This is a genomic window from Paraclostridium sp. (assembly GCF_051656405.1).
Lineage (GTDB): Bacteria > Bacillota > Clostridia > Peptostreptococcales > Peptostreptococcaceae > Paraclostridium.
The window spans coordinates 14867-34739 of the sequence record NZ_JBOGBV010000002.1 but is presented as its reverse complement, the minus strand read 5'-3'; the positions used below and the strand labels follow the sequence as shown (position 1 = coordinate 34739).

The 19873-nt window shown below is 27.6% G+C and carries 22 protein-coding genes and 1 other annotated feature; of the genes, 20 read left to right on the top strand and 2 right to left on the bottom strand.

The genetic code is table 11. The features are described 5' to 3' along the window. Positions 1–22: 22 nt before the first annotated feature. The 7 genes from ACRDDE_RS00505 to ACRDDE_RS00475 all read left to right on the top strand — a co-directional run bounded on the left by ACRDDE_RS00505 (position 23) and on the right by ACRDDE_RS00475 (position 7771). The gene (locus tag ACRDDE_RS00505) at positions 23–1759 is read left to right on the top strand and encodes an Eco57I restriction-modification methylase domain-containing protein (protein WP_438624785.1); all 1737 of its coding nucleotides are present in this window, start codon (positions 23–25) and stop codon (positions 1757–1759) included. A gap of 48 nt (positions 1760–1807) precedes the next feature. Continuing rightward, positions 1808–2152: a hypothetical protein gene (locus tag ACRDDE_RS00500; protein WP_021430017.1), complete on the top strand. Its 345-nt coding sequence runs from the start codon at positions 1808–1810 to the stop codon at positions 2150–2152. A gap of 199 nt (positions 2153–2351) precedes the next feature. Then, positions 2352–3557, top strand: a complete 1206-nt coding sequence (locus tag ACRDDE_RS00495) for a patatin-like phospholipase family protein (protein ID WP_438624783.1) — start codon at positions 2352–2354, stop codon at positions 3555–3557. Between the two features lie 59 nt (positions 3558–3616). After that, positions 3617–3877, top strand: coding sequence for an HPr family phosphocarrier protein (locus tag ACRDDE_RS00490; RefSeq protein ID WP_021429993.1), 261 nt, complete (start codon positions 3617–3619; stop codon positions 3875–3877). Positions 3878–3958: 81 nt separating this feature from the next. Then, positions 3959–5671, top strand: coding sequence for a phosphoenolpyruvate--protein phosphotransferase (ptsP, locus tag ACRDDE_RS00485; RefSeq protein WP_438624781.1), 1713 nt, complete (start codon positions 3959–3961; stop codon positions 5669–5671). 264 nt (positions 5672–5935) lie between these two features. After that, positions 5936–6195, top strand: a binding site (T-box leader). Between the two features lie 113 nt (positions 6196–6308). Beyond that, a complete protein-coding gene (gene asnA, locus ACRDDE_RS00480; RefSeq protein ID WP_438624779.1) occupies positions 6309–7313 on the top strand; it encodes an aspartate--ammonia ligase in 1005 nt (334 codons plus the stop codon). A 71-nt stretch (positions 7314–7384) separates the two neighbouring features. Further along, positions 7385–7771 (top strand): YkvA family protein, encoded by a 387-nt coding sequence (locus ACRDDE_RS00475; RefSeq protein ID WP_438624777.1) that lies wholly within the window; start codon positions 7385–7387, stop codon positions 7769–7771. A gap of 4 nt (positions 7772–7775) precedes the next feature. Here ACRDDE_RS00475 and ACRDDE_RS00470 read toward each other — a convergent pair whose 3' ends face one another. Then, positions 7776–8861, bottom strand: a complete 1086-nt coding sequence (locus tag ACRDDE_RS00470) for a pyridoxal phosphate-dependent aminotransferase (protein WP_438624775.1) — start codon at positions 8859–8861, stop codon at positions 7776–7778. Positions 8862–9083: 222 nt separating this feature from the next. Between ACRDDE_RS00470 and hpt the strand changes: the two genes are divergently transcribed. From hpt to ACRDDE_RS00420, 10 genes are all read left to right on the top strand, one after another. Next, positions 9084–9605 (top strand): hypoxanthine phosphoribosyltransferase, encoded by a 522-nt coding sequence (gene hpt, locus ACRDDE_RS00465; RefSeq protein ID WP_438624773.1) that lies wholly within the window; start codon positions 9084–9086, stop codon positions 9603–9605. Positions 9606–9707: 102 nt separating this feature from the next. Beyond that, entirely contained in the window at positions 9708–10646 is a 939-nt protein-coding gene (locus ACRDDE_RS00460; protein ID WP_438624771.1) for an ROK family protein, read from the top strand. Positions 10647–10820: 174 nt separating this feature from the next. After that, a complete protein-coding gene (agaB, locus tag ACRDDE_RS00455) occupies positions 10821–11297 on the top strand; it encodes a PTS galactosamine transporter subunit IIB (RefSeq protein WP_438624769.1) in 477 nt (158 codons plus the stop codon). A 15-nt stretch (positions 11298–11312) separates the two neighbouring features. Next, complete coding sequence (locus ACRDDE_RS00450; protein WP_438624768.1) at positions 11313–12080, top strand: PTS mannose/fructose/sorbose/N-acetylgalactosamine transporter subunit IIC; 768 nt, start codon at positions 11313–11315, stop codon at positions 12078–12080. Next, a complete protein-coding gene (locus ACRDDE_RS00445) occupies positions 12070–12909 on the top strand; it encodes a PTS system mannose/fructose/sorbose family transporter subunit IID (protein WP_053832655.1) in 840 nt (279 codons plus the stop codon). The genes ACRDDE_RS00450 and ACRDDE_RS00445 overlap by 11 nt, the downstream gene beginning before the upstream one ends. 12 nt (positions 12910–12921) lie before the next feature. Continuing rightward, on the top strand, positions 12922–13326 hold the full coding sequence (locus tag ACRDDE_RS00440) for a hypothetical protein (protein WP_438624766.1): 405 nt from the start codon (positions 12922–12924) through the stop codon (positions 13324–13326). Positions 13327–13402: 76 nt separating this feature from the next. After that, on the top strand, positions 13403–14248 hold the full coding sequence (locus ACRDDE_RS00435) for a phosphatase PAP2 family protein (RefSeq protein WP_438624764.1): 846 nt from the start codon (positions 13403–13405) through the stop codon (positions 14246–14248). Between the two features lie 5 nt (positions 14249–14253). Then, on the top strand, positions 14254–15477 hold the full coding sequence (locus ACRDDE_RS00430) for an NAD(P)/FAD-dependent oxidoreductase (protein WP_438624762.1): 1224 nt from the start codon (positions 14254–14256) through the stop codon (positions 15475–15477). Between the two features lie 199 nt (positions 15478–15676). Beyond that, complete coding sequence (locus ACRDDE_RS00425; protein WP_021430022.1) at positions 15677–15892, top strand: alpha/beta-type small acid-soluble spore protein; 216 nt, start codon at positions 15677–15679, stop codon at positions 15890–15892. 155 nt (positions 15893–16047) lie between these two features. After that, on the top strand, positions 16048–16215 hold the full coding sequence (locus ACRDDE_RS00420) for a hypothetical protein (protein WP_021430097.1): 168 nt from the start codon (positions 16048–16050) through the stop codon (positions 16213–16215). A 29-nt stretch (positions 16216–16244) separates the two neighbouring features. Here ACRDDE_RS00420 and ACRDDE_RS00415 read toward each other — a convergent pair whose 3' ends face one another. Then, complete coding sequence (locus tag ACRDDE_RS00415; protein WP_438624761.1) at positions 16245–16718, bottom strand: hypothetical protein; 474 nt, start codon at positions 16716–16718, stop codon at positions 16245–16247. Positions 16719–16817: 99 nt separating this feature from the next. Here ACRDDE_RS00415 and ACRDDE_RS00410 point away from each other — a divergent pair, with 99 nt between their 5' ends. The 3 genes from ACRDDE_RS00410 to ACRDDE_RS00400 are packed head-to-tail and all read left to right on the top strand — an operon-like array spanning position 16818 to position 19709. Then, complete coding sequence (locus ACRDDE_RS00410) at positions 16818–17306, top strand: hypothetical protein (RefSeq protein ID WP_438624760.1); 489 nt, start codon at positions 16818–16820, stop codon at positions 17304–17306. Positions 17307–17338: 32 nt separating this feature from the next. Continuing rightward, positions 17339–19108, top strand: a complete 1770-nt coding sequence (locus ACRDDE_RS00405; RefSeq protein WP_438624759.1) for a GAF domain-containing SpoIIE family protein phosphatase — start codon at positions 17339–17341, stop codon at positions 19106–19108. A gap of 10 nt (positions 19109–19118) precedes the next feature. After that, entirely contained in the window at positions 19119–19709 is a 591-nt protein-coding gene (locus ACRDDE_RS00400; protein WP_438624757.1) for a flavodoxin family protein, read from the top strand. The last annotated feature ends 164 nt before the right edge of the window (positions 19710–19873 follow it).

The window sequence follows — 19873 nt, the reverse complement described above, 5'->3', positions numbered from 1 at the left end:
GTATTTTCTAGGGGGAAGTTATATGGAGATTCTAAATTGTAATAATTACTATTTATCTGATTTATATGAAAATAGTCTAAGTGAAAATGAAAAAAAAGCGTTGGGGATTTATTATACTCCTAAATATATAATAGATTATATCGTTAATAAAATTTTGACAGAACATGATTTTAAAAAGAATCCATTTCCTAAAATATTAGATATGTCTTGTGGATGTGGGAATTTTTTATTAGAGGTATATGATGTTTTATATAAAAAGTTTGAAATTATAAAAAATGATCTCAATATTGAAAATATACATGAACACATAATTAAAAACTGTATATATGGTATAGATATAGATCAAAATGCAGTAAATGTTTTGAAATATTCTTTGAGAAATAAAGAGTTAGATTCATGTACTGATGAATTTAATATATACTGTTTTGATAGTTTAATGGATGAAGGAATAGATGATACTTTGAAAGAAACATTCTGGGGTGAGAAGTTTGACTATATAATAGGGAATCCTCCGTATATAGGACATAAAAATTTGACTATGAAATATAAAAAGCAATTAATAAAAAATTATGGTGACGTATATAAGGATAAGTCAGACATTTACTTTTGTTTTTATAAACGTATAATTGACTTACTTAAAAAAAATGGAGTTGCAAGTATAATAACTCCAAGATATTTTTTGGAAAGTCCGAGTGGAGAAAATTTAAGAAACTATATCATTAATAATGTTAAAATTAAAGAAATTATAGACTTCAATGGATTTAATGTATTTAAAAATGCAAATGTAGCAAGTTGTATATTTACTATGGAAAAGGCAAAGTATATAGATTCGAGTTTTGATTTTTATAGGATTACCAACTATAATATTAAATTAAAGTTTATAGAAGATATCAAATCAACTCTAAAGTTTAGCGACTATTTTACTAAAATACATATGAATCAAAATGATATGAGTAAAAAATGGATTATAGATAAAAAGGAAAATGTATATTTGTATAACGTTATAGAAAAGAGTTGTAAATATAAATTAAAAGATATATGTATAAGTTTTCAGGGAATTATAACGGGATGTGATAAAGCTTTTGTTATAAAAAATAATGAAATACAATGTAATAATATAGAAGAAGATATAGTGAAAAATTGGATTAAAAATAAAAATATTAAGAAATATTATATAGAAGAAAGTGACTTAAAACTTATATATAGTGACGATATAAATGATATAAATGATTATATACAATCTGTAAAATACATACAAAATTATAAAAATAAATTGCAAAATAGAAGAGAATGTAAGAAAAATACTCGTAAATGGTATCAATTACAATGGGGTAGAGATAAATCAATGTTTGAAAGAAAAAAGATAATGTACCCATATAAATCAAATGAAAATAAATTTGCTATTGATGAAAATAATAGTTTTTGCAGTGCCGATGTATATTCATTTTGTATAAAAAAAGAGTATGAAGAAGAATTTTCATATGAATATTTATTAGGATTATTAAATTCAAATGTATATGATAATTATTTTAAGGTATTTGCAAAAAAGATGGGTAAGAATTTATATGATTATTATCCGAACAAAGTTATGGAGATAAGTATTTTTAAAGATGAAAATTACTTAGAAATAGAAAATTTATCAAAACAAATTATAAAAAATATTAAATTTGATAATAAAGTAAATGAAGAGATAAATTATTTACAACAAGAAATAGAAGAGTTAATAAAAAAATCATTGAATCTAAATTCACTAAATTAAGTATATATACATATATTCATAGTAAATGTATTTTACAGGGGGGAAATTATGATATATACTCAGGTTTTAGGTGAAAATAGTAAAGTGTATATAAAAGTTAATGGATATTTAAACAGCAATGAAATAAAAACGTTTGTAAATGATTATAAAGATAAAATAAAGGGAATAAAAACATCTAAGTATAATTTAATAATAGATGTAGATCCATTTGATGCAGACAATTTTTCTGATATTAAAAATGTTTGTATGATGTTTTATAAAACTGGTTATAAAAAGATATATTTAATAGACCCTAATAACTATATAATGTCAAATATAAAGCTAAATCCTATAGAGAAAAAGATGTTCTTAAAAGTAGTAAAAATAGTAAATAGTGATTTAGATGTGAAATAATAAAAATAGTAAAATTTGCATATTTAATTTAGTGAAATGCTAAAAATACAAGCTTCTATCTTATTTTTAGAATCTAACATAAAATTAAAATTGAATAAATATTATAAAAAAATATAATTTTTACTTGAAATAGGGAGAAACTTGTAATATATTTGTTTTTAGGAAGATATATCTTTATAACTTATATAAGGTGATATTTATGAAAGGATTAGTACTTGAAGGTGGAGGCACAAAGGGTGCTTACCAGTTAGGTGCATATAAGGCATTAAGAGAGTTAGGTATAGAATTTAAAGGTGTTGCAGGAACTTCTATAGGAGCCTTGAATGGAGCGTATATAGTCCAAAATAACCTAGAGGTACTAGAAGAGATATGGACTAAGTATGACTACACTCATTTTATGGATGTGGATGAGGAGACATACCACAATATAAAAAATGTTGACTTTACTCCTAAAAACATAAATAGAGTTATATCTCTTATAAATAAAGCTAGAAAAAATAAAGGAATAGATATAAGTCCATTTAGAAGCTTATTAGAAAAGACTATAGATGAAGACATTATAAGAAATTCCAAAAAAGATTTTGGATTAGTAACAGTTGTATGGGATGGAAAAATAATTCCAAGTCCTATGTTCTTAGAAAATATTGAAAAAGGAAAATTACTAGACTATCTAATTGCAAGTGCTAGTTTGCCTATATTTAAACTAGATAAATTAGACGATAAATTATTTTTAGATGGTTTATTTCATAATAATATACCTGTAAGTTTATTAAGAGAAAAAGGATATGAAGATATTGTTGTTATAAGACTAGTTGATGATTTATTTGGAAAGATAAATTTAAATCACCATCAAGATGTGAACATGAAGATAATCGTGCCGTCAGAATCTCTAGGAGGGTGTCTAAACTTAGATCCAGACAATGTAAGTAAAAACATTAAGCTAGGGTACTTTGATGCTATGAAAACCTTTGACAGATATGATGGTCTAAGATATTATTTCAACAAGGAATATAAATATGATGATGACTATTGTTTTTACAAGTTAAGCAACTTGAGCAAAGAAACTATAGAATCATTAACAAAGGCATTGAACATAAAAAGAGATATAAGTAAAAGGACACTTTTAGAAAATATAATTCCAAAATTAGGAGAGTGTTTAAATTTACAAAAAGACTTCTCGTATAAAGATTTATTTTATTGCATATATGAGAAAAAGCTTGAGGAAAATAATATAAATAGAACAAACTTATATGATTTTAATAAGGTAGTAGAAGTAGTAAATACTAACATGAATTCTAATGTGAATTGGGAATCTAATTTTGAAACTAGACCTATAATTACAATTCATAGGAATAGGTTTACTAAACTTTTAACAAATATAATAATAAATGATATAAAGGCATAAATTAATATTGCAAATATTTATATCAGAATATAACAAATGAAATCTATGGAGGTATTACAATGGAAAAAATAGTAACTATCAAAAATGCAAGTGGATTACATGCTAGACCAGCAGGAATGTTTGTAAAGAAAGCATCTGAGTTCAAATCAACAGTAGAGATAAAGGCAAAAGATAAAGTTGTAAATGCTAAATCAATAATGGGAATAATGAGTTTAGGATTAGCTCAAGGAGATGAAGTTGTTGTAGTTGCTAATGGAGAAGATCAAGAATCAGCAGTTAACGCATTAGTTGAGTTAATAGAAAGCGGATTTGGTGAATAATAAAAAATAAAAAGCCTCGGTGAAAACCGAGGTTTGTTGAATATATATAATGTATACACAAGACAATGGGAGGACGCATATATGTATAAAGGAACAGGAGCATCACCAGGAGTAGCTTTAGGAAAAGCTTTGGTTATAGAACATAGCGAACTTAATATAGAGAAAAAAAACATAGAAAATGTTGAATCTGAAGTTGAAAAGTTACAAGCTGCAGTAGAAGAGTCAAAGAAAGAGTTAGAGCAAGTCAAAGAAAGAGCTAAAGTTGAATTAGGGGAACATGAAGCTGAAATTTTTGAAGCTCACCTATTAGTTTTACAAGATCCAGAATTAATAGATCAGACTATAGCTAAAATAAGAGATGAAAAGGTAAATGCTGACTTTGCATTAAATGAAGTTAAAGAGATGTTTGTAAGTATATTTGAATCAATGGACAATGAATATATGAGAGAAAGAGCAGCAGATATCAAGGACGTTACAAATAGGGTCTTAAGACATATATTAGGTATAAAAGTTGTAGATTTATCAGCTTTATCTGAAGAAGTTATATTAATAGCTCATGACTTAACTCCATCAGACACTGCAACAATGAATAAAAAAATGGTTTTAGGATTCTTAACTAATATAGGTGGTAGAACTTCTCATACTGCTATAATGGCTAGAACATTAGAAATAGCTGCAGTAGTAGGATTAAGTGATGTAACTGAAAATGTTAAGGATGGAGATTTTATAGTATTCAATGGTGAAACAGGACAAGTTATAGTTAACCCAGATGAAAAAGTTATAAATGAGCATAGAGATTTAAAGGCTAAGTTCGATGAAGAAAAAGAAGCATTAAAACAATTGATAGGAAAAACTTCTATAACTCTTGATGGTAGACATGTAGAGCTTGCAGGGAATATCGGAAGCCCTAATGATTTAGAAGGATTAATAAAAAATGATGCAGAAGGTGTAGGACTATATAGAACTGAGTTCTTATACATGGATAAGGAAGACAATTTCCCGAGTGAAGAAGAACAATATGAAGCATATAAAGCAGTTCTTGAAGGTATGAATGGAAAGCCTATAGTAATAAGAACATTAGATATAGGTGGGGATAAAGAATTAAAGTATTTCAAAATGGACGAAGAAATGAATCCGTTTTTAGGATATAGAGCTATAAGATTATGTTTAGATAGAACAGATATATTTAAAACTCAATTAAGAGCTTTATACAGAGCTAGTGTACATGGGAAATTAAGAATAATGTTCCCTATGATATCTTCTTTAGAAGAACTGTTAAAATCTAAAGAGATAATAAAAGAAGTTTTAGCTGAAATGGATGCTGAAGGAATTGAATATTCTAAAGCTGTAGAAGTTGGAATGATGATAGAAATACCATCTGCAGCAGTAATATCAGATATATTAGCTAAACATGTAGATTTCTTCTCTATAGGAACTAATGACTTAATACAATACACTTGTGCAGTAGATAGAATGAACCAAAAAATAAGTTATTTATATAATCAATTTAATCCAGCTGTATTAAGACTTATAAATATGGTAATAGATAATGCTCATAAAGAAGGTAAATGGGTAGGAATGTGTGGAGAATCTGCCGGAGATCAAAGAATGATACCTATTCTTTTAGGAATGGGACTTGATGAGTTCTCTATGTCTCCTATATCTATACTTCCAGCTAGAAAATTCATAACTTCTGTTAAATATGAAGATATGAAAAAATTTGCTAATGAAGTATTGACTATGGGGACAGCGGAAGAGATAAAAGCTTACGTAGATAAAACTTTCAATATGTAATATATTAAACAAAAAAGCTACTATGAAATAGTAGCTTTTTTGTTTTGAATAAAAATTCTGAAAAAATAAAGTTTTTTGAAAATAAATTAAAAAGCACAAAATAGAATAAAAAATAAAGTCAATTAGAATAAAAACAATGAAAAAGAATAAATAAATAAAAAATTATATATTTAATTAAATAGTAAAAAATGATTTAATAAGAAATTTTAGTTGACATAAATCATATATTGAAATAAAATTACTTTAAACAATTTCAAATCTTTTAAAAAGACGTTGAAAGGAAGAGTATATATAGGAAGTAGTCAAGAGCGAGTTGGTTATGGTGTGAGTCCAATACGAAGCCTATATTGAAGAACATCCTGGAGTTGCTAACCGAAATTTTAAAGAGTAGGCTTAGACGGAACCAAACCGTTATCAAGTTGGAACGCACTAAGATTTATCTTGCTGCGTTATTTGAGAGAACTTGATAATATACTCAGGTTAATCAGGGTGGTACCGCGGAAATATAAACTTTCGTCCCTATATTTATATAGAGATGAGAGTTTTTTTTATGCAATAAATAGTGATGGCCACACTATAAGTTAAAATGTATGACGTCATACTCTCTAAAATAAAAAATGTAAAGGAGAGTATTAATATGAGTTTAATAATACCAAAAGGATATACATCAAAATTAGAAGTAATTCAAACGCAACAAGCTATAAAAGATTTAAAAGATTTTTTTGAAAGCAGACTAGGAGAAACATTAAAACTTACAAGAGTATCATCACCATTATTTGTTCTACCGGAGACAGGAACAAATGATAACTTAAATGGAACTGAAAAGGCTGTAAGTTTTGAAGTTCCGGACATAAAGAAAAATGCAGAAATAGTTCATTCTTTAGCTAAGTGGAAGAGAATGGCTTTAAAAAAATATGGATTTACAGTAGGAAGAGGTCTATATACAGATATGAATGCTATTAGAAAAGATGAAGAACTAGATAACATTCATTCAATATATGTTGATCAGTGGGATTGGGAATTAATAATAGATAAAAAGGAAAGAAACATGGATACACTAAAAGGTATTGTGAAAAATATATATTCAGTTTTTAAAGAAACTGAAGAGCATGTAAGTAGTATATATCCAAAACTGCAAAAAACTTTACCTGAAGAGATTACTTTTATAACATCTCAAGAACTTTTAGATATGTATCCAAGTTTAAAACCAAAAGAAAGAGAAGATAAAATTGTAAAAGAAAAAGGTGCTGTGTTTTTAATGCAAATAGGTAAAGTATTATCTACAGGAGACAAACATGATGGAAGAAGTCCAGATTATGACGATTGGGAATTAAATGGAGATATATTATTTTACAACCCAGTTTTAGATAATGCTATAGAGCTTTCATCTATGGGTATCAGAGTAGACGAAAAAAGTTTAGAAAAGCAATTAAAATTAACTAAATGTGAAGATAGAAAAGAATTAGATTATCATAAATCTCTGTTAAAAGGAGAATTACCATACACTATAGGTGGAGGAATTGGGCAATCTAGAATTTGTATGTACTTTCTAAATAAAGCGCATATAGGCGAAGTTCAAGTAGGTATATGGCCGAAAGATATGATAAAAAAATGTGAGCAATCTGGTATCAACTTATTGTAAAAATTGCATGTTTAAGAAAAACGCTCTATCGGTTATAATAGTTTTAAGTTATAACTTTAGGGGTGGTAAGTATGAAAATATTAATGAGAACTATAGATATACTTTTAGATATATTAAAAAAGATTTTAGTAAGATTTAAAGATGCTAAGTTTGGAATAATGTTTATGATTAATCTATTTAAATTACCTGACTTTTTTACAGATAAAGATGTTAATATAATAAGTAAAGCTAAAGTTACATCTGTAATTTTTATAGCTATAACATACCTTGTATCGGGAATAGACTTTATTCCGGAGATGATAACTGGAGTATTTGGTTTTGTAGATGATTTATTTGTAATGTTATGGAGTTTAGGTATAATTAGTGAAGAAATAGAAAAATATAAAAAATTAAAAAAAGAAAGCTATGACCCAAATATAATTGAGGGAGTAGATTTTTCAATAAAAGATGAAGAGTAGATTTCTACTCTTCATTTTTAAATATATCTTTTAAAGACTCTATCAATAAAACATTATCATCATGATTTAAAGTACAAATTCTAAAGAAATATTCATCTAATCCTTCAAAAGACTCACAGTCTCTTATTATAAATTTCTTTTCAATTAGAAATTCTCTTAACTTAGATGCTGTTATTTTTTTTGTTTTAATTTGGCTAAGTATAAAATTACCATCGCTATGATACACTACTAAGTCTTCAATCGAAGAAAGTTCTCTCAATAAAAACTCTCGTTCGCATTTTAATACAGAACTAGAATTATCTATAAAGTCTGAATCAGTAAACATAACTTCACCCATTATAGATGCTAATGTATTTATATTCCAAAGGTCTATATGATTTATAATTGAATCTTGTATTTGAAAATTACATGTAAGCCCATAACCAAGTCTTATACCAGGTGTGCCAAAAAATTTAGATGTACCTCTTATTACAAATAACTTACTAAAATTATCTACTAAATGTGTAGAAGAGTAAGTTTGTGTATCTGTAAACTCAATGTATGTTTCATCAACCATTAAGAAGGCATTTGTATTTTCTAATATTTTTTTTATTTCATTTTTATTAAATGCAAATCCAGTTGGATTGTTTGGGTTGCAAATAACAACTAAATCACATTTAGTTATGTTTATGTAATCTATAAACTCATCTACGTCTACTTTGAACTTATTTTCTTTTTTTGAAAAGAATTTATGTATCTCACAATTTACTTTGTTTAACTCTTTCTCATACTCAGAATACGATGGAGATAATAAAACTGATTTTTTTGGATTAACTATTTCTATAAATGATGAAATAAGTTCAGTTGCACCACTTCCTAATACTATATTTTTTATATTACAATTACAATATTCTGATATTGAATTCTTTAGGGTATAGTAGTTTGGGTCAGGATATATAGATACCATATCTATATTATCTACAATAGCTTTTTTGCCTAAACTAGAAGAGCCTAATGGATTTATATTTGAACTAAAATCTTTTAATTCATTTTTTTTAAAACCTAATTTATTTGATAGGTCGTATAAGTTAGCACCATGATTTGTACTCATTTTAATAGTCCTCCTAAAATATTGATTACAATAATAATTATATATAATAATTTGCATATAATATATAACTAATACGTAAAAAATTAAAATATATGAAGGGAATAACAAGAATAAGAAATAAACACGAATTATTATTAAACAAAATAAAAAAATATTCACAAATTATCTAAAGTATATGTTATAATGATATATATTAATATACGGTAAATTGGAGGTACAATTATGTACAAGGTTACAGGTGTAATGATAAGTGAAGAAGAGATATTAACAAAAGTTAAAGAACTAGGAAAAAGAATAGAGGCAGATTTTAAAGGTCAAGAATTATTAGTAGTAGGTATACTTAAAGGTGCGAGTGTATTTGTTGCTGATTTAATAAGAAATATAAACTTAGATGTTAATATAGATTTTATGAGTGTATCAAGCTATGGAAGTTCAACAGAATCTTCAGGAACAGTTAAAATATTAAAAGATTTAGATGTAGATATAGAGGGCAAAAATGTTTTAATAGTTGAAGATATAATAGATAGCGGATTAACTTTAAGTAATTTAGTGGCAGCATTAAAAACTAGAAATCCAAAATCTTTAAAATTATGTACGTTATTAGACAAGCCACAAAGAAGAAAAGTTGATATGCATGTTGACTATGTGGGGTTTGTTATAGAAGACAAGTTCATAGTTGGATATGGAATTGACTATGCAGAAAAATATAGAAACTTACCATATATAGGAATAGTAGGAGAGTAATCTTCTACTATTATTTTTTTAAAACATATTTTAAATAATTAAGATTGATTGTATAATAAAATTATAAATAGAACTTAATTATAAAATAAGGGGGATATGAATATGTACTATATAGGTGTAGACATAGGTGGTACAGGAGTACAAGCTGGTGTAGTAGATGAAAATGGGCAAATTCTTTTTAGAAAAGAATGTCCAACGGATGTTTTAAATGGATTTGAAAAAATAATGGAAGATATTAATCAACTCGTAAGAACCATGTTAGAGGAAAACGGTGTTCGAATTTCGGAGATTAAGTCAATTGGATTTGGAGTTCCTAGTTTTATAAATAAAAAGGGGCAAGTGACATGTGTTAACTTAGGCTGGAAGGAAGAAGACTTCATAAACACTTTAAAATCTAAGTTTCCAGAAACAAATGTATATGCTGAAAATGATGCTACAGTTGCAGCTTTGGCAGAAGCTAAAGCTGGAAGTATGAAAGGTTGCGATGTAGGTGTTATGTATACCTTAGGAACTGGAGTAGGTGGAGGAATAATAATAAATGGGAAAGTTTTCAATGGAGCACATAAGATGGGGTCTGAAATTGGTCATGTTATAGTAGACACTAATTATTTTGATTGTAACTGTGGAAACAATGGATGCTTAGAAACTTTTTGCTCAGCTACAGCTATTATAAAGTATGCTAAAAAATTAATAGAAGAAGGCAATGATAGTAAAATATTAGAATTAGCTAATAACAATATAGATAGTATAAATGCTAAAAATGTATTTGATGCATATAGATTAAACGATAAAGTTGCTATTGAAACTATAAGCAGATTCAAAGAGTATTTAGCCAAAGCTATTGCAGGCATGATAAATACATTAGACCCAGAAGTTATATCTTTAGGTGGAGGAGTATCAAGAGCTGGAGATATAATATTAGATGGGTTAGATGAATTAGTTAGAAAGTATATAATTTATAAAAATGAAGACTTTGCAGATATTGTAATAGCAACGCTAGGTGCAGATGCAGGTATAGTTGGGGCAGCATTTTTAAGCTAAAATTTTATAATAAATATATTAATGATTTTGAGAAGTTTAGTACTTCTCTTTTTTTTGCTTAAATATATTTAAATTACCGAAAAAAATATAATAAAGTACAAGTTACCTACGTAAAATTAAGTATAAACACAAGTATTTAAACAATTACATAAAAAATCTAAGGGGGATGATATTATGCCAAATATAGTTTTAACGAGAATTGACAATAGACTTATTCACGGTCAAGTAGCGACTATGTGGTCTTCTAGTGTGGGGGCTAATTTATTATTAGTAGCAAATGATGAAGTATCAAAAAATGAATTTAGACAGGGATTAATGGATATGGCAGCTCCAAGTTTTGCTCAAACAAGATATTTTTCTATAGAAAAAACAATAAATATAATAAATAGAGCTAGTGAATCTCAGCATATTGCTATAATTTGTGAAACTCCACAAGATATTTTAAAACTTGTTGAGGGTGGAGTTCCTATAAAAAGAGTAAACATAGGAAATATGCATATGACTCAAGGTAAAAGACAGATTTCTAAAGCTGTTTGTGTAGATGACAACGATGTAGATGCATTTAAAAAACTTAAAGCATTAGGTGTAGAGCTAGAAATCAGGAGAGTTCCTAGTGAATCTGCTGAAAGTATAGATGAATTATTCAAATAAGAAAGGGGTAAAGTCATGGAATTAGGTTTTATGCAGATTGTTCTTATACTAATTGTAACTTTTATAGCAGCTATTGACCAATTTAACTTTTTAGAGTCTTTATATAGACCTATAGTTATGGGGCCGATAGTTGGAGCTATAATGGGAGATTTAAACACAGGACTTATAGTTGGTGGATCATATGAACTTATGATGATAGGAGCTATGCCGGTAGGAGGAGCGCAACCTCCAAATGCGGTTATAGGTGGAATTATGGCTACTGTATTTGCAATTACATCAGGACTAGACACTAGTGCAGCATTACCACTTGCAATACCATTTGCATTATTAGGTCAATATGCAGTAACAGCGCTATTTACAGTAATGTCTCCGTTAATGGGATTATGCGATAAGGCGGCTAGTGAAGCTAATCCAAAGGGAATAGATAAAGTAAACTATATGGCTATGGCAATACTAGGAATATCATTTGCATTAATTGTTTTAGCTGGATTATTAGCAGGTCAAGCGATAGGAGATACATTGACAAGAGTTTTACCAGAACAAGTTTGGACTGGATTAACTGCAGCAGGAAAAATGATGCCTGCGCTAGGATTTGCAATGCTACTTAAAGTTATGTTAAGTAAAGATTACGCTATATTCATGATGTTAGGGTTTGTATTAGTTGCATATTTAAACTTACCACTTTTAGCATTAGCTATAGTAGGGTTAGTAGTTGCTATATACGACTTTAATATTAGTGTAAAAACTAAAAATGTCGGAGGAGGTATGAGTGATGGCATCTAATATAGAACAAAAATCAATAATTCATACTGAGTATATAGACAAAAGCGAAGGCGAAACATTAGATAAGAAGACTTTAAATAAAATGGCTTTTAGATCTATGTTTTTACAGGCATCATTTAACTATGAAAGAATGCAAGCTGGAGGATGGTTATACTCTATATTACCAGGGCTTAAAAAGATACACAAAAATAAAGACGACTTAGCAACTTCTATGAAACATAATTTAGAATTTTTTAATTGCCATCCATTTTTAATAACTTTCGTTATGGGAATTATATTATCTTTAGAGCAAAAAAAATCAGATGTGCAAACTATAAGATCTTTAAGAGTTGCGGCTATGGGACCTTTAGGTGGAATAGGAGATGCAATTTTCTGGTTTACATTACTTCCAATTGCGGCAGGAGTTGGAGCAAACTTAGCACTTCAAGGAAGTATAGCAGGGCCTATAGTTTTCTTATTAATGTTTAATGTTGTTCATTTAGGATTGAGATTTGGGCTAATGCATTGGTCGTATAAAGCTGGAGTTGATGGTATTACAAGATTGACTAAAAATGCAAAAGAATTTACAAGAGCTGCAACAATACTAGGTATGATCGTTGTAGGTGCACTTATAGCTTCTTACGTAAACATAAATATAGTAACGGAAATTCCAATAGGAGAAACTACTTTAAAAGTACAAGAAATACTAGATGGAATAATGCCTAAAATATTACCTCTTGGATTGACTTTCGGGATGTACGGATTGGTTAAGAAAAATGTAAGTCCACTTGTAAATATATTAATAATGGTTGCGATAGGTATATTAGGAGCGTATATAGGATTATTTTAGGAGGAAGTTGAATTGATTATAATAACAGGTCATGGGAAGTTTGCATCTGGAATAAAAAGTAGTTTGAACTTAATAGTAGGAGACTATGAATTTTTAAGAGCGGTTGATTTTACCGAAGAAAAGACTCCTAGAGATTTAAAAGAAGAAATACAGTCTTTAGTTAATGGAAATATAGAAACAAAAACATATATATTTACAGACTTAGCAGGGGGAACGCCATTTAAGGTTAGTAGTGAGTTAAAATTAGAAAATAAAAACATAGAAGTGTTTTGCGGAACTAATTTGCCTATGGTAGTTGAATCTACTATGATGGAGTCATTAGGTTGCGAAATAGACATTGATTTGATAAAAGAAACAGGAATAAATAGTATAAAACCCAAAAAGAAAATAATTGAGTTTTGTGAAGACGGGATATAATAAAGAGTAGCTTAGGCTACTCTTTTTCTATATAATAATAATTATATTTATTTTTAAAAGGAGGGTGATATTAAAAATGAATATGGAAGTTGAAATATTAAAGTATATACAATCTTTTAATAATCCAATATTAGATACGATATTTTCAATGATAACGATGAGTACAGAGATACCTGTTATTTTAGTATTTGCTTCAATCTTATACTGGTGTATAAACAAAAAGTATGGAGCAAGATTACTCTTTGCACTAACAGGAAATATAGCATTAAATACTGGAGTAAAAGAGTATTTTAAATCTCCAAGACCAATAGGTGTTGAAGGAATTAAATCTATGAGAACATCAACTGCAACAGGGTATTCATTTCCAAGTGGACACACTCAAATAGGAACTACTTTTTGGGTTAGCATAATGAATATATTAAAAAATAAGTATATGTATTTATTTGGTGCAATAATGTTTATATGCATAGGGCTATCAAGATTATATTTAGGTGTTCATTGGCCTGTTGATGTATTGTTTGGATGGTTTTTCGGAATATTTTTCACTATTATATGTAATTGTATACTAATAAAAATTGAAGAGAGTCAAAAGTATAGTTATTTTATGATAATAGTAATTCCTATGATATTAGGTATATTTATTGTAAATAGCATAGAGTACATAAAAATGTCAGGGCTATTAAGTGGATTTATTGTTGGTTATATAATAGAAAGACAATGTATAAATTTTAAAGTAGATGTTAGCTTAAAATCTAAAATATTTAGGTATATATTTGGATTGTTAAGTTTAGGAATTGTATATGCTATTTTAAAATTAATTATGCCTCAAAACTATATAGGTAGTTATTTAAGATATTTTATATTGATGGTATATGCAATGGCAGGAGCGCCATATTTATTCGATAAAATTTGGAAGGAATGATAAATTTGAAAAAAGTAGTTGTAATAGGTGGAGGAGCAGCAGGGATGATAGCAGCTTCAACTGCATCTAGTATGGGACATGATGTTACTTTACTAGAGAAAAATGATAGATTAGGAAAAAAATTACTTATAACAGGAAAAGGAAGATGCAATATAACCAATGATTGTGATATTGAAGAGCTTATTGAAAATATACCTACTAATGGAAAATTTTTATATAGTTCATTTTATACATTTACAAATGATCAAGTCATAGATATGTTTAATTCTCTTGGAGTAAAAACTAAAACTGAAAGAGGAAAAAGAGTCTTTCCAGAGAGTGATAAAGCTAAGGATGTTGTTGTAGCACTAGAAAAACAATTAAAACAAAATAATGTAAAAATTGTTATGAATGCATTAGTTGATAAGATAGAAGTGAAAAATGGAGAAGTCAAAGGTGTTGTTTTAAAAGATAAAAAGACAATAAACTGTGATTGTGTAATAGTTTCAACTGGAGGAATGAGTTACCCAAGAACAGGTTCAACAGGTGATGGATATAAATTTGCTAAAAATTTAGGACATACTATAGTGAAACCTATACCATCTTTAGTTGGACTTGAAACTATGGAAGATGTTTATGAGTTAAATAAGCTATCTCTTAGAAATGTTGCTATAAAAGTAATGGATAAAAGAGGCAAAAATATCTTTGAAGATTTTGGTGAAATGGAGTTTAATGAGTTTGGGATAGATGGACCCATAATAAAATCGTCAAGTTGCAGAATGAAATCTTTTGAAAATGAAACATATAAGATTTATTTAGATTTAAAACCAGCTTTAAGTGAAGAAACTTTAGATAAAAGAATTCAAAAGGACTTTAAAAAATATACTAATAAAAAATTTGAAAATAGTTTAGATGATTTACTACCTAAAAAACTAATACCTTATGTTATTAAACGAAGTGACATAGATAAAGAATTAGTAGTTCATCAGATTTCAAAAGAGCAAAGAAAACATTTAGTTAATTTATTAAAAAATATGGAATTTAATATAAAAAGATATAGACCTATAGATGAAGCGATAGTAACATCTGGTGGAGTTAAGACAAATGAAATAAACTCATCAACGATGGAGTCAAAGGTAGTTAGTGGTCTATTCTTCGCAGGAGAAGTAATAGATGTAGATGGATATACAGGTGGATTCAATTTACAAATTGCATTTTCAACAGGATATTTAGCGGGAATAAGTTGTTAAATTCTCTTTTAACGTTTGTAGTTTAAAAAAAATAAAAAATTTATAAATTTTAGTATATAAAAAACTAAGATTGGCATAATAAGAACATGAACAACGAACAAAGTAAATGGAGTAAAAAGTTGTTCATGGTAAATTTGCCACTTATAAATAAAACTCCATAAATACTACAAATAAACTAATATAAAGAGAGGTAATCAACATGACAACAAACAATAATAACACTAAAGCAGTACCAGAAGCTAAAGCAGCTTTAAAACAAATGAAATTAGAAATAGCAAATGAATTAGGTATATCTAATTATGACACTGCTGACAAAGGAAATATGACAGCAAGACAAAATGGATATGTTGGTGGATACATGACTAAAAAATTAGTTGAAATGGCAGAACAACAATTAAGTGGACAACAAAGATAGTTAAAGAAAGGAAGGGTAAAACCTTCCTTTTTTTATGCACAAAATAAAAATGTGTAAAAATTATCAAAGTTAAGTGTATTTATTTTAATTTAAGAGTAAAAATAGGAGAGATGGACAAAATATAAATGAAATACATAAAAGGAGGAATCGTTGTTATGGCAATAAACTTTGAAGAAGTAAAAACTAAATTTATAAATGGAGATTTAGATGAAAAAATAAGAATATATACTACAACTGAAGGACTTTCAGTTGAACAGTTTAGAGAATTACTTAAGTATTATCCAATTCAACATCTTTCTAAGTTAGAAAAAGCTTTAGGATAAATACAAAAGCACTAAGGGAATTATATACCTTAGTGCTTTTGTATTTTATGAACATAATTATAGATCTTTTCGTTACCTAAATCTATTTGTCCAGTTGAAATATATTTTGAAATATTACTAACGTCACTTTGATCTAAATATTGTTGAGGTATATTAAGTTCAAATCCAGTTTCGTGTAAAAGTTTTTTTAATTGAAGTTGTTGAGAAATTGAGGGTTTTAATACTGTTTTTTTTATTTTTTTCTTTTTTGAATTACTAATAGTTTCATTTTGATCTTTAATAAGTGTTTGAATATAACTTGTATAGGAATTTCTAAAATCCTCTTCATAAAGTAAATTAGAATTTATAATATCTGTTATTTCTTCGTTAGATAGTATGTTTTCAGCGAATTTTTCCGCAGTTAATTTTCCTGTAGTTATACCTTTTTGATATTTTCTTAAAATTTTTTTAGTAAAACTATATATTTTACTTCTGGTCTCTAAATCTAAATCTTCAATAATCATTAAATCACTCCTTAATTACGTTATATTAACAGTATTAACAAGTATAGGAAATAATATAATTGTAAATATTACAAATATATATTAAAGGAGGCTAAATTTATGATAAATGGTATTATTAAACTTTTTTATTCTGAAATAGTAAAATCAAAAATGAAAAGTATGCCAAGTAAAGAATATGATATTAGAGATGAATTTAAAGATATAAGTAATATAGCTATGAAGGTAGATAGCTTTTTTTTAATAGCGTTCAAGTTAATAATAGCGTTAACTATAATAGTAATATCATTAAGTATTAATATATTATTTGGGGTTGGAAGTACATTGATACTAATTGTGTATGGAATTAGTAAACTTCATATTGCAAATCAAATAACAGATCAAGTTAAAGATGGAATGGAGAATATAAAAATTAATTTAGAATCTAGTAGTCAAAGTGTAGTTACAGATAAAATTAAACAAAAGATAAATTCATTAGTATGTTTATTGTTTATAGGAATATTTTCGAACTTTAACTACATAATCATAGGGTGCTTTATAATAGTTTTTATGTTTACTATAAAAGATATATATAGTAATATTAATAAATAGACTTTTATAAAGAGGGGAGAGAAAGCACCTATATGAATTACTACAATGAAAATGACAGACTTAAGCGTGTAGTAGAAATATCAACCTTAGTAACGGAGTCAGATAATTTCTTTGAAATAAAAGATATAATAGTTGAAAAAATGTTAGATGTAGTTCATCCAGCAAAAGCATGTGTAAATTTATTTTATAAAAATAATTATAAACATGCTTATTTAGTGTGTTCACAAACTCTAAACTATATATCTAAGGTGTTTCCTATAGAGAAGCCAATAGGAGTTAAAATAGATTTTAATCAGTACCCTAAGTATATTCACGAGGCTGTAAAAGAGCAAAAAGTAGTTTATGTTGAGAATGTATTTTTAGATGAAAGAGCTCTTGATGAGAGGGATTTAGCTACAAATGAAGGATATATAGGAAGAATCGTATTTCCACTTATAGTTCATGATAAAGTAACTGGATTTATGACATGCTTTTTAACTGAAGATGATAAAATTACAGATGATGATATGGACTTTATTTCATCAGTAGCATCTTTAATAAGCTTATCTATAGAGATAACAAGTAAAAATAATGATATACAAAATCTTATACACAAATTAAGAGGAGCTATATCTTCTATAAATGATGCAACAAAGAAGCTATATTTAAACAAAGATATAAAGAGTTTCTTAGATCATCTAAGTAAACAAGCTTGCAATATAACAAAAAGTAGAGAAGCTGTTATAGTAATACATGAAGCAAATATAAGTGGAAAGAAAAAAGAGCTATCAAGCTTTTTTACCTTAGACAAAATTAAACCAGATGTTTATTATACTTTAGATAAACTAATTGATAGTCAAACTGTAGGTTCATACTCAAATGAAATACATGGGGATGTGGATTTACAAGGAATTCAGACGTATATATATCATAAGTTAATAAATAAAAATGATATAGTAGGATATATAGCTTGTACTAACGCTAAAAACTATACTAAAGACGATTTAAATATACTTAGTATACTTGCTAAGCAAGTAGCTGTTGCTATGCAGTTGTATGAGTATAGTAAAAGTGAGGTAAAGCATCAAGTTTTAGAAAATGAGCTTAAAGTTTTAAATCAACAACAAAAACTTATAATGAATAAAGGTAATAAAGTATTAGATAACAATAGAGAATTGAGATATTTTCATAAACCAGCAAAAGTAGTAGGTGGAGATTTCTACCATACTATAAAGAAAGATGATGGAACTGTTGTAACTATACTAGCAGATGTAATGGGACATGGTATTGTATCAAACTATGTGGTTGCTATGATAAAGGGAGCATTTAAAGTATTAGCAAAACAATATGATACACCTAGCGAAATAATGGAAAATATAAATCAATTCCTATTTGATGAATTTGATAAAATGGGAGTTTTTACTACTTGCATAATAGGGGTAATAAAAAGTAATGAAAATAAAATGATTGTATCAAATGCAGGTCATTACTATCCAATTGGGGTAGATAAAAATCATAAGGCTTCATTTTTAAAATGTAGTAAGGGCATACCAATAGGTATATTAGAAGAAGTAGAATACTCAGATAAAGAAATTGATATATCTAAATATAAAACTGTTTCTTTATACACAGACGGGGTATTAGAAATAAAAGACCATAACAAAGAAGAGTTTGGTGTTGAGAGGCTAAAAACATTTTTAGAAGAAACTAGTTTTTCAGACCAAGATGATATGGAAACTAGATTGAAATCTAAGTTATGGGAGTTTTCAAGAAAAAGCAACTTTGAAGATGATATATTAATTGTTACTCTGAAAGAGAGATAAGGAGATTAATATGAGTGAGGTTTTAATAATAAATGGAAGTCCAAGAAAAAATAAAAATTGTTCAGCTGTAGTAAAATCAATAGTTGAGAATTTGGATGAAAATAAAATAACCTACAAAGTTTTTGATATATATGATATGAATATAGAATATTGCACGGCTTGTGGATTTTGTGAAAAAACAGGGTTTTGTAAATTTAAGGATGATATGACACCTATGTATGATATGTTTGATAAAGCTAAAGGGACTATAGTAGTCAGTCCTGTTCACTTTGATTGCATATCTGCAAAAGTTAAAACTGTGGTTGATAGAACACAAGCAATATATGCAAGTAAATATATACTAAAAAAGCCATCTATTGATAGAAATAAGAAAAGAGTTGGTATGTACATTGCCGTTGGAGGTAGTGATCTATACCCATCTCAATTTAAGGGTGGACAGATAGTAATGGATTTTTTCTTTAAAAGTATAAATACTAAGCTATCTTATAACTATTATATAAATAGCAGTGATAAAGTAGCTTTTATAGAGAATGAAATCGAAAAGGGACATTTAGAAAAAAAAATAGAAAATTATGTGAAAGATATAAAAGAGCTTGGTTAAATACAAGCTTTTTTTACGCTTAAGTGAATTGTGATTACTAAAAATATGTTGGGAACCTATGAAACTTAGTTATACCAACATTGTATGTTGAGAGCGTAAAAAAGCTTTTTGAGCAACGGACGAAGTCGTTGGCGACATGAGCGAAGCGAATTTTTTACGCCTAA

Bases quoted from the DNA above. Each gene is read 5' to 3' on its own strand.
- ACRDDE_RS00505 (WP_438624785.1), top strand. From the start codon at position 23: ATGGAGATTCTAAATTGTAATAATTACTATTTATCTGATTTATATGAA.
- ACRDDE_RS00500 (WP_021430017.1), top strand. From the start codon at position 1,808: ATGATATATACTCAGGTTTTAGGTGAAAATAGTAAAGTGTATATAAAA.
- ACRDDE_RS00495 (WP_438624783.1), top strand. From the start codon at position 2,352: ATGAAAGGATTAGTACTTGAAGGTGGAGGCACAAAGGGTGCTTACCAG.
- ACRDDE_RS00490 (WP_021429993.1), top strand. From the start codon at position 3,617: ATGGAAAAAATAGTAACTATCAAAAATGCAAGTGGATTACATGCTAGA.
- ptsP (WP_438624781.1), top strand. From the start codon at position 3,959: ATGTATAAAGGAACAGGAGCATCACCAGGAGTAGCTTTAGGAAAAGCT.
- asnA (WP_438624779.1), top strand. From the start codon at position 6,309: ATGAGTTTAATAATACCAAAAGGATATACATCAAAATTAGAAGTAATT.
- ACRDDE_RS00475 (WP_438624777.1), top strand. From the start codon at position 7,385: ATGAAAATATTAATGAGAACTATAGATATACTTTTAGATATATTAAAA.
- ACRDDE_RS00470 (WP_438624775.1), bottom strand. From the start codon at position 8,861: ATGAGTACAAATCATGGTGCTAACTTATACGACCTATCAAATAAATTA.
- hpt (WP_438624773.1), top strand. From the start codon at position 9,084: ATGTACAAGGTTACAGGTGTAATGATAAGTGAAGAAGAGATATTAACA.
- ACRDDE_RS00460 (WP_438624771.1), top strand. From the start codon at position 9,708: ATGTACTATATAGGTGTAGACATAGGTGGTACAGGAGTACAAGCTGGT.
- agaB (WP_438624769.1), top strand. From the start codon at position 10,821: ATGCCAAATATAGTTTTAACGAGAATTGACAATAGACTTATTCACGGT.
- ACRDDE_RS00450 (WP_438624768.1), top strand. From the start codon at position 11,313: ATGGAATTAGGTTTTATGCAGATTGTTCTTATACTAATTGTAACTTTT.
- ACRDDE_RS00445 (WP_053832655.1), top strand. From the start codon at position 12,070: ATGGCATCTAATATAGAACAAAAATCAATAATTCATACTGAGTATATA.
- ACRDDE_RS00435 (WP_438624764.1), top strand. From the start codon at position 13,403: ATGAATATGGAAGTTGAAATATTAAAGTATATACAATCTTTTAATAAT.
- ACRDDE_RS00425 (WP_021430022.1), top strand. From the start codon at position 15,677: ATGACAACAAACAATAATAACACTAAAGCAGTACCAGAAGCTAAAGCA.
- ACRDDE_RS00420 (WP_021430097.1), top strand. From the start codon at position 16,048: ATGGCAATAAACTTTGAAGAAGTAAAAACTAAATTTATAAATGGAGAT.
- ACRDDE_RS00415 (WP_438624761.1), bottom strand. From the start codon at position 16,718: ATGATTATTGAAGATTTAGATTTAGAGACCAGAAGTAAAATATATAGT.
- ACRDDE_RS00410 (WP_438624760.1), top strand. From the start codon at position 16,818: ATGATAAATGGTATTATTAAACTTTTTTATTCTGAAATAGTAAAATCA.
- ACRDDE_RS00405 (WP_438624759.1), top strand. From the start codon at position 17,339: ATGAATTACTACAATGAAAATGACAGACTTAAGCGTGTAGTAGAAATA.
- ACRDDE_RS00400 (WP_438624757.1), top strand. From the start codon at position 19,119: ATGAGTGAGGTTTTAATAATAAATGGAAGTCCAAGAAAAAATAAAAAT.